At 36.7% G+C, this 9,947-nt stretch carries 7 protein-coding genes; 2 read left to right on the top strand and 5 right to left on the bottom strand.

Annotation, left to right across the window (positions count from 1 at the left end):
- Positions 1-46 precede the first annotated feature (46 nt).
- The 4 genes from ACQKMV_RS00910 to ACQKMV_RS00895 form a co-directional block, all read right to left on the bottom strand.
- Positions 47-1,129, bottom strand: coding sequence for an S-layer homology domain-containing protein (locus ACQKMV_RS00910; RefSeq protein ID WP_427501965.1), 1,083 nt, complete (start codon positions 1,127-1,129; stop codon positions 47-49).
- A gap of 342 nt (positions 1,130-1,471) precedes the next feature.
- A complete protein-coding gene (locus tag ACQKMV_RS00905; RefSeq protein ID WP_427501964.1) occupies positions 1,472-1,870 on the bottom strand; it encodes an S-layer homology domain-containing protein in 399 nt (132 codons plus the stop codon).
- Between the two features lie 36 nt (positions 1,871-1,906).
- Positions 1,907-2,131, bottom strand: a complete 225-nt coding sequence (locus ACQKMV_RS00900) for an S-layer homology domain-containing protein (RefSeq protein ID WP_427501963.1) — start codon at positions 2,129-2,131, stop codon at positions 1,907-1,909.
- A 56-nt stretch (positions 2,132-2,187) separates the two neighbouring features.
- Positions 2,188-5,676, bottom strand: a complete 3,489-nt coding sequence (locus ACQKMV_RS00895; protein WP_427501962.1) for a hypothetical protein — start codon at positions 5,674-5,676, stop codon at positions 2,188-2,190.
- 573 nt (positions 5,677-6,249) lie between these two features.
- Here ACQKMV_RS00895 and ACQKMV_RS00890 point away from each other — a divergent pair.
- A complete protein-coding gene (locus ACQKMV_RS00890) occupies positions 6,250-6,927 on the top strand; it encodes a hypothetical protein (protein ID WP_427426066.1) in 678 nt (225 codons plus the stop codon).
- Positions 6,927-8,186 carry an HlyD family secretion protein gene (locus ACQKMV_RS00885; RefSeq protein WP_427501961.1) on the top strand — a complete coding sequence of 420 codons (1,260 nt, stop codon included), beginning with the start codon at positions 6,927-6,929 and terminating at the stop codon, positions 8,184-8,186. The genes ACQKMV_RS00890 and ACQKMV_RS00885 overlap by 1 nt, the downstream gene beginning before the upstream one ends.
- A 175-nt stretch (positions 8,187-8,361) precedes the next feature.
- Here the strand turns inward: ACQKMV_RS00885 and ACQKMV_RS00880 are convergent, their stop codons facing one another.
- Positions 8,362-9,861, bottom strand: coding sequence for an S-layer homology domain-containing protein (locus tag ACQKMV_RS00880; RefSeq protein ID WP_427501960.1), 1,500 nt, complete (start codon positions 9,859-9,861; stop codon positions 8,362-8,364).
- Between the last annotated feature and the right edge of the window lie 86 nt (positions 9,862-9,947).

Below are 9,947 nucleotides of genomic sequence, written 5' to 3'. Positions count from 1 at the left end.
CGGGTATCCCTATGCTTCTTTACGGGTATTACTCGTTCCGCACAAGCTATTGACTAGAAAATAACTGGACCCAATAGTAAAATCCTTTACTATCAACTGCAATCGCTACCCCGGTATTTGTGTAATTTTCTCGCAAAATATTGTCACGATGTGTTGGTGAAGCCATCCATGCTTTAACGGCCGCATCAGGTGTTGGAATGTTTCTTCCTATATTCTCTCCTAAGCTCGTATATGGATAATCGAATAATGTCGCTAAATCCCATGGCATTCCGTAGTAAGGTGATTCGTGCTCAAAATAATGTCGATTCACCATATCCTGTGCCTTAATAACGGCAACTTGCGTTAAAGCTGCATCAAAATTTAGAGGTTCTAGCTTTCTTTTTTGTCTTTCGACGTTGACTAGACGTATTACATCATTAGACATGGCTGGTGAATAATTTTTTGTAGGAATATAAGACTTTGATAAATAGTCATAAACTACCTCTAAATTTGTTACCTTCGTTGTAAAGTCGAGACTTCTTTCAACCATAGAAGCAAATTGCGCACGTGTTACTAATTGATTCGGTGCAAATTGTTGTGCATTGATTCCTTTAATAACACCTACATCTGCAAGTGATTCAATATAGTCTTTTGCCCAGTTTCCCTCATTAACATCGCTAAACTTACTATTATTTTGGGAATCGACTTCAATTTGATAAGCGAGCGTTAACATCTTGGCAATTTGCGCACGTTTTAAAGGTGCATCAGGGTTGAAGAAATCACCATTTTGTAAAATTCCTAACTCCACTAACGCACAAATTTCTTTATAGTACGAATGATTGGCTGATAAGTCTGTAAAATTTGGAGAGTAATCGGTATCAAGTTTTAGCTGCATAGAACGAGCAATTGCAGCTGCAGCCTCTGCCCTAGTAATCGGTTGTTCTGGTCTAAAGAAGCCATCCTGATAATTTGTCATATAGCGCTTTTCTAGCATATGTTCTATCGAGCTTCTAGCCCAATGTGATTGTGAAACATCCTTTGCAATATTGGCTGCCAATACTTCTTCAGATGTGTTTGTCAGAGGCACAGCATATGATGTAGTCAGCAAAATAAGAGACATGCCAACAACACTAGATACTTTTTTTAACATTGCTATCTCCTCCTTCATTTAATTATGTAGAGTACTCTAAAGGAACAATTTTGCTACCATCCACGAAGACCGCCATTTACTTCCACAAAGTTCGTATTCACATGAAGTACAATGGTTAAATCTCTGTTACAGCCAAAGTTTCACTGGAGGCGTATAGTGAACTCACACGTTGGGGCAATAAAAGCGTTTTCACAGAATTAAATAGCTGCTTCAAGGTCGACTGGTCTTGGCTCCCGACTTTGGATGGCGCGCACAAGTATTCCATTATTACCTAATTTTACCTCGATAGTTTTAAAAAAACCACTCCAAGATTGCGGATAATCTAAGAGTGAGCCTTCGCTTTTATTCAACGCTAATAACATAAAAATTGTCTTCAGTTTTTTGCAAGGTGCGGTATAGGAATAAAACCATTTGACCGCGTCGAACATCTGTATATGGTGAAAATGTTGTCGCACTAGTCCCTTGTGTAATCCCATGATTTAATAACGTTTGAATATACTTATTAGTTTCACTATCTTTTGTAAAATCTGAAAATGGTGCAGATAATGTTGTTGCTTGCTGTAAATCAAAGCCAAGTGTCAACATCTTTGCCATTTGACTTCGCTTAATAAAATGATCCGGATTATAATTTGTACCTTTTTGGATAATGCCCTTGTCAGCAAGTGCAGCTATATGTCCGTAATATTTATGAGTGGCTGGTACATCACCGAAGCCAGGATTTACTACATTTTTTGTCTCCAACTTTAGAGCTTCAGCTAAAAAGTATGCCGCTTCCCCTCACGTTAAATTTTGATATGGACTAAACGTAGTCGATGTTGTCCCAAATACAATTCCCTGGCTATATAATTCGTTAACGGCCTTGTATAGTTCAACTTCGCTTCCGCTATTTTTTATATCTGTAAATGGCATTGTGGCTGCTGCTGTAGGCATAACTGTAACACAGGGAACTACTACTGCCGCGGTTGCAAAAGCCCATGCTTTATGTACCTTCTTAGTTGACAAATTAACGCTCCCTTTCCTTATTATAAACAAAGAAAAGAGGGACTTGCCCTCTCTTCTTAATCTAAACCTAATGTTTTTAAATGATCCTGTAAAATACGATAATTATACACTAAGTCCTGCTGATCAAGAGTAAGTGCAGAGTATAGTTTTTGTGCAGCCAGTACTTTCTTTTCAAACGTTTTAGCATCTGGATCCAACTCGCCGATCGCACTAACTACTTTTAACACAGCAGTTATATCTTTTTCCGCATTCTTCAAAGTATCGTAGTTAAGGACTTGTCCTTTTACTTTAGAGTCTAACGCTTTATATGCAGCAGAAGCATTCGCTACATCTTGAATATATGTGCTAGAAGTCGGATTAAGACCAGCTATAATTTCAACAACCTTCTTTACATCACTCATACTATTCTCAGCTTCAAGCAAAATATTGTAATTAGATACCCTTTGCTTATCTGTTGTACTCAAGCTATCGTAATCTTTTCGCACAGATTCTATCATACCAAAATACAATTTGTCGCTTGGCTTTAAAGCGGCAATACTCTTATAAACTTTAATAACGTTATCTAACGATAGAAGTAGCTGCTCGTTATAAACATATTTACGCTGAGTGGCATTAAGATTGTCATATGCTTTTAAAATCTTTTGATATTGGCTGTCCATATTTTTCGATGTCATCAGTTTATCGATCTCATTGACAACGCTAATGACAGGCTTAATAATTTTTTCTTGCTCTTGCAATGTTTTATAGTTTTCAACCGCATATTGTTGATCTTTTGGTAACGCATTATATGCTGCCCGTATCTCTTCAATACGTTTAATATATTGATTTGCTGGGACAGTCGGAAGCTCATCAATCATGCGCTGTACATTTCCTGCACCTAAGATGCTTGTTTCAGCAGCTTGTAATAAATTGTAGTTTGTAACATATTGCTGCATGTCCTTACTTAGAGCCTCGTATAATGCTCGAGCTTGTACAGTATCCGCATTGAACGTTTTACTTGACGGCTTTAACTTGCTAATTAATTCAATCACTTTGGCAGTCGGCTCATAGTTCTGTAAAATATCGATATTTTTAACATATTGCTTTTGATCTTTTGTCAGCTTATCGTAAGCTTTTCGTGCTGAGTTTACTTGACTGACAAATTTGCTTGTGCCCGGCTCTAAACCATCAATTTGTACCATAGTATTTAAAATTGCTTTTACTTGTTTTTCACGGTCTGTTAACACCTTCACATTAGACACAAGCTTTTTCTGTCCTGATGAAAGTTTATCGTAAGCAACGCGAGCATTCATAAGCTTCGTTAAATAATCCGGGTCTTCAGGCGTTGCCGCATCTATCAACTCAATAACTATATGCGCAGATTTCAGCTCAGTCTCAGCTGTGACAAGCTTTTCATAGTTTATGACAGCTTTTTGCTTTTCTAATGGTAATGCATCATAATTTTTGCGCGCACTATCTAAATCATTTAAAAATGTTTTACTTGTAGGTTTCAATGTTTCAATCAAGCCTATTAATGTAGCAACATCCTCAACTGCTGTTAACTGACCGTAGTTTGTTACACGTTTTTGTGAGGCAGGGTCTAATGCATTGTATGCTTTACGTGCTGCTAAAACCTTTTTTGAATAATCCTTATTTGCTGGATTTAAAGCTGCAATTGCATTAATAACCTTCACAACATTAGCATTATTTTTCTCATAAGTTGTTAATGTCTTGTATTGTGTTACTAATTTTTTCGCATTTTTATCCATCACTTTATATTCAGCAGACATCGCTGCTACTTGCGCTACAAATGTAGCATCTGGCTCATTAGCTAAAGCGATAACACGATCATCGAAAGTTTTTGCTGTTTTAATATAGCCATTCGCAGTTTCAAGATCAGGATAATTCGTTACAAGTTGTTTTCCCTCAGGTGAAAGTTTCCCATAATCTTCATATAACTTCGTGACTGTTTCCGTATATGTTTTTTGTGATGGGTTTAAGGCCATGATGCGTGACACAATATCCATCGCCTCTACTTGATTCTGCAACGATTTATAGTTTTTTACGGACTCACGTTTCGCAGTATCTAGCTTTAAGTATGCCGTATTAGCTGCCTGCGCTTTTTTAGTATAATCCTTCGCAGCTGGGTCTAGCTTTTCCACAAGCGCAAGTACATTTAAAACAGCTTTATGTGAAGTTTCCCAGCTTGTTAGCAATGACAAATTGTTGACGATTTTTTTGACAGTGGCTGGATCTATTTTCTTCCCTTCAGGTGCAACAGGCGCATTGTAAGCAGCGCGTGTTTGCTCTATTTGTGTTATTTTATCCGGAGCTTTGTCAATTCCCGAAATGAGGTTCTCAATTGCTTCCGCTGCTACTATATTTGCTTCAGCTAATTCTAAGTCAGCTATATTTTTTACAAATCCTTGTTTGTCTAATGATAATGAAGAGTATTTTTCCCTTGCTGACTTCACTGCTGTTCGATAATCTGCATTATTTGAGGGCTTTAATGCTGTAATTTGATTAGAAATATTAGCGGCAGTCTTATATGGTTCAAAATCTTTAGAATTTGTAACTAGACGTTTTGAGCCTTCATCCAGTTTATTGTAGGCAGTTTCAATTGCTGTTACTGCACTAATATAGCTTGTAGCAGATGCAAAGTCTTCTGGAGTCTTTTTCGCCAGCTGTGTAATACTCGCAATTACTTGATCAGCTGAAGATAGGTTAGCTAACACATCTGTATATTTTTTGTATGGTGTCACTGCTGCATTTTTAGGATTATAGGCTGTGATGATTTTCTTTTGATCAGCTGTGAGAGTGCTCAATTCAGTTGTTACTTTAGCAGCTGCTTCTGCAATTTCAGTGGATGTAGATGACTCATTGTTTAGAACACCCATAAAAGAATTTAATTCCAAAAGTGCGTTTTCTACAGCCTTTGCATCTTCGTTCATTTTCAAAAGCTTCTCAGTATCTGCACCGTTCTTTTTGAAATAATCAATAAGATAAGGCCCTTCATAGCCATATTGTAGAGATGTACCTCGAATTGTAGAAGCAATGCCATTTGCATCCTGTGATGCGAGTGCTGCATTTACAGCATTCTCGAAAGTCTTTTGAACTTTTAAATAAGGCTCTTCTTTAGTGTTTGAAACTAAAAAAGTATCGTACTCTTCATAAACTGCTGTAACTTCATCCACAAATGTTTTACTTGTATAAGACAACTTACCAATTTTGTCCCCAATAGTCTTTAATTTGGCCAATAAATCTCGTTGGGCTACAACATAGTCGTATTTAGCTTTAATAAAATTGACTTCAGCTGGATTGAAGCCTTTATCACCTAAAACCGCTACATCTCCCTTTGCTATCACCATTTCATCATTAGTTGACGTAACAGATAGTTTTCCAAATTGTGCAATGGTTTGTGACCTAGCATCTGTTGCTGCTACATTCACATTAGCTACTTGATTCGTCTGAGAGATTGTTTGAGGTTGTCCTTCTTGAGCATTGGCAATCGCTGCCGGAGTTAATAATAGACTTGTTATTACACCAACTTGTATTGGTTTCTTCAAAATGCCCACCCTTTCTTTTTATAGGTAAATAGATATGTATCATTGATTTCTAATTTGCTACCTTTTGTATCGGTGCATTTTATCCTATTTCAAGCTAATCTATTAAAGTAGCTTTTCCTCTTCACTAAGCAGAAAGATAATTTTTTTAGATTGAATAGTCTTTTTATAGGAAGTTATTGTTAGGATACTATATAATTAAATTATATGCATTGATCTGGCAGAAATTTTGGCAAAAGATGACTAATCGCGAGTAAAAATGCTAATAGAAAAAAACAGACACAGCTGAAATGCGAAAGCGAAGCGTTAAAAGAACCAACGGAATATTTAATGTACTATTTAATAGAAAGCACTACTCTACATGTACTTGCGCTTAATATTTTTCGGGAAATATTTTGTCGAAGACTTACTTAGATTGGTGAATAAATAATTTCTATCATTGTCTAAAACAACGATTAAATTTTCTCTTTATCGAGGGAAATCTATGAAAAACTTAGCATTTCCACTATGTCATTTACCAGTAATTAGGTGTATACTACAACTTTAATATTTAAATTACGAGAAAGGGAGCTATATATGTTTTATCAATATAAGTTTTGGCACAGCTTAATGCATCCCACTAACTTTACCCAAGCTGTTGAACAAGGAGAGATAACAGGCTATAAGAAACGATCCTTCACAGTTTTCATGCTCTTTATGCTTCTATTTATTGTTCGTGAGTTTTGGGGCATGGGTACTGAAAGCTTAACAACATTATTTGCATCAAATCATCCAAATGAATACTATACTGCCCGTTTACTATCAATGGTTGGGGTAATTGCCTGGGGAATCATCTATTATTGCTTCCATTATTATGGCGTTACATACTTGTTACATCTATTAACAGACATTCCTTACAAGTGGATTCAGAAGGTACAACTTTATGTAATGGTATTTTTACTTATTGAAAAAACAATTTTATTTGCGGTGTTTTATGCAGTTGGTTACACGACAAACTTCTCCTTCTTTTCACTTGCACCTATGGCTCAGCAAGTAATTGATACGGATTTTGTGCTATTTGCTATCAATCAATTAACTGTAGCAACTGTATTAACAATTATTGTGCAATACACATTCCTTTCAAAATGGGAGGAATGGTCAGATCGTAAGGCATTATTAGCAAAAATTATTGGACTATATGTGGTAATGGCTATTTTTATCGGAATGGTTAGTGCGTTACCTCTACAAGAATGGATTACAAGGGGGTTAGGATGATGCGCTTTATTAAATCCAGACCTTGGACAAGTTTAAGTATTATTGTGGTAGCTTTATTAATTGGTGTAAATGCTTATTTTGTATTTAAGGATGATAGTAAGGTAGCAAGATCCTACTTTATCGACGAATTTCAAAGAGCTACTACTGGTGACCGTGTAGAGACGGTTGACAAGGATGCGATTGTTGCACCTACACAAACCTATACAATTTCAGCAGATGCGAAAAGCCTTTCTGCAATAGATGTAACACGTGGACAGGAAGTACATGCTAATGATTTACTAGCTACCTATAAAACAGAGGAAGTTGACGGTGAATTAACAAAGCTTGAGGCTGAACGCACTGCTTACGAAACTGAATTAAGTGATTTAGAATCTGCTTTAGCCGAGATAGAATCTGAATACGGTGGAGCCAAAGACCCGAAAAGCTCTATTAATACCGACCAGATTAGTGACAAGCTAAATGTCTCTGTTAAATTTGAATTAGGCCAGCAAACTTCTCCATCAACTGCAGTGGCAATATTAAACCGTCATATTGCGGAGACTACTCGTCAAGTAGCATTAATGGATGCACAAATAGCTCAAGTTAAAGCACGCCAAGGCGTTATCTGCCCAGTAGATGGTGTAATCTCAAAAATCACTGAAGAAGCTGGTGCCGTGACATTTGAAATTTATTCATCTGAAAAATCTATGCTTGCCTACTTATCTGAAGATGAATGGCAAAAGGTAAAAGATGGACAAACCGTTAGTTTTAAATTGCAGCATTATGATGGCGATCTAACAGGTACTGTCGTTCAAAAACAAATGATACCAATGAATAATGAATCACCTTGGGCAAACGAATTAGCCAAGTCTAAGAAGCTACCACTGCCTTCAAGCTATGAAGTAATATTGCACCAGGATGATGACATTCTAGAAAACATTCCATTTTCAACTGTTGGTAAGGCTTCAATTACCGTAAATGAGGCATCCAACGCATTTAAGGTGAAATCCGCATGGGTGAAATCAGGAAAGAATAATAAACATAGCGTTTATACGCTTGATGAACATGGTAAAGTACGCCTTGAGGATATCGAGGTTGCCTTTAAAACGGCTGATTCTACTATCTTTACAGGCTATATGGAAGCTGGAACACCAATTATTGTAAATGAACAACGCAATATTTTAGCCCGCTCCTTCCGTTCAATACCTCTTAAAAAAATTGAGTGGCAACATTTCAAAGAAATCGGTTGGAAAGACTATGTGAAATATATTGTCTTTTAGTATACAAGAACCTCCCCGAAAATAATTCGGGGAGGTTCTTTGATGTTTATCGGCGATTTATTTTGTTTTATCAGCGATTCTTTAATGATTATCAGCGATTTATCGGGTTTTATCAGCGATTCTTCGATGTTTATCAGCGATACTTCGATATTCTACCGGTGATCACATCTATTTATTAATTAAATGATGAATTCTCCATTTGTTCTTGTGTCGCTAGTTCATAGTTCATTGCTGTTATACCACTTACCTCATAGATCATACCGTGTACATATAGTTTTTCACCATTCTCTCCATTCAGACGGACAGAAAAAATAGAATTACCTTTTCCGACTCTTTTTACAGTTACACCATCTGCTGAAAGCTCGACATCAACTATTTTATGATCATGCATTGCTCCGGTATATTGCTCTATTTTGAAATCCTTCACTTTAAAGCCTATTTCACTTTTTGGAATGAACGCACTATTTTTTTCAACCGCTGATGTTGTATACAATTCATACCCATCAGATTCTGCACGGATACCTATACGTACCGAATGCCCTTTATTATCAGATAGAGTCGCAATATAGTCACCTGTTTGTGATAACAACAACATATAGTTACCACCCTTAGGAATCGTTTCTTTCTCCCAACCATCAAATTTAAATGGCTTATAGCTGAAAACTTTATCACTAACAGCATGACCAGCAGCTGTAGTTAGCTGAATATTTTTCGGATCAAAGCCTAAATCTTGCTCTAAAAACAGCGCTGAGCCTGGTGTCACTTCATCTGTTGGCTGACAGTTAATTTGTAATTTTCCATCTACTTTTGTTACATCAATTTTATATTTTTGCATTTCGACTATTTCATAATTTTCCTCATTATCGATATTGTAACCAATAAGCATAAAATAGCCCGATCCCTCTCTTAACGCCTCAACCTTCACATCATTATTTGATCGAAAAATGCGGAAGAATTCATGCTCTCTATCTGGCGCTAGATTGTCTGTAGAGTAAGCATCAATACTATTTGAATTAAGCTCACTCGCAGTAAACGTTTGGATAACTCGTTTAGCCTGCATTGCTTCGATACGATGAATAAATAATGCAAACTGCGAACGGTTGACAGTCTCTTTTAATCCAAAAGTAGTTGGTGTAATCCCCTTTGTTATATTATTTTCAAACAATGGAGCAACTGCATAATAAGCATCCGAATATTTTACAATATCCGTAAATGGTAAAGCTTGATCGACTTCAGCAATTTCTAACTGATATGCAGTTGTTAGCATTCGCGCTAATTGTTCACGTGTAATCGCTTGATTGACACCGAAACTACCATCAGCAAATCCTGAAATAATTCCTGCATTTTCTAAGGCTGCGATTGCCCCATAATATTCATCGCTTGGCTTTACATCGGTAAATTGTGGGTCCATTACATTTTTGGTATCCAGCCCTAGAAGACCTGCTAAAATCTTCGATGCTTGTCCACGCGTCACATCAGCGAATGGCTTAAACGTACCATCTGCATAACCTTTAATAATTCCACGTTCAGCTAAATTCTTTACTGCAGCACCGTATTCCTTCGTGTAATCAACATCAGAAAATTTATCTGTTGCCTGCGCAGTTGGTACTACTACAATAGCACTCGTCGCTAGAGCAGCAACTAATGCTCCCTGAAATAAAGTATGCTTATTCATCACCAACTCAACTCCTTAACATATTTTGTCTATCATACTATTATATTACGTTTAAGGAAATCTAAATATCTCAAAATCTATTATTG

This window comes from Lysinibacillus sp. NPDC094403 (genome assembly GCF_050278745.1).
In the GTDB taxonomy this organism is placed as follows: Bacteria; Bacillota; Bacilli; order Bacillales_A; family Planococcaceae; genus Lysinibacillus.
Note: the sequence above shows the minus strand (reverse complement) of the source record. Positions and strands in the feature narration are given on the sequence as shown.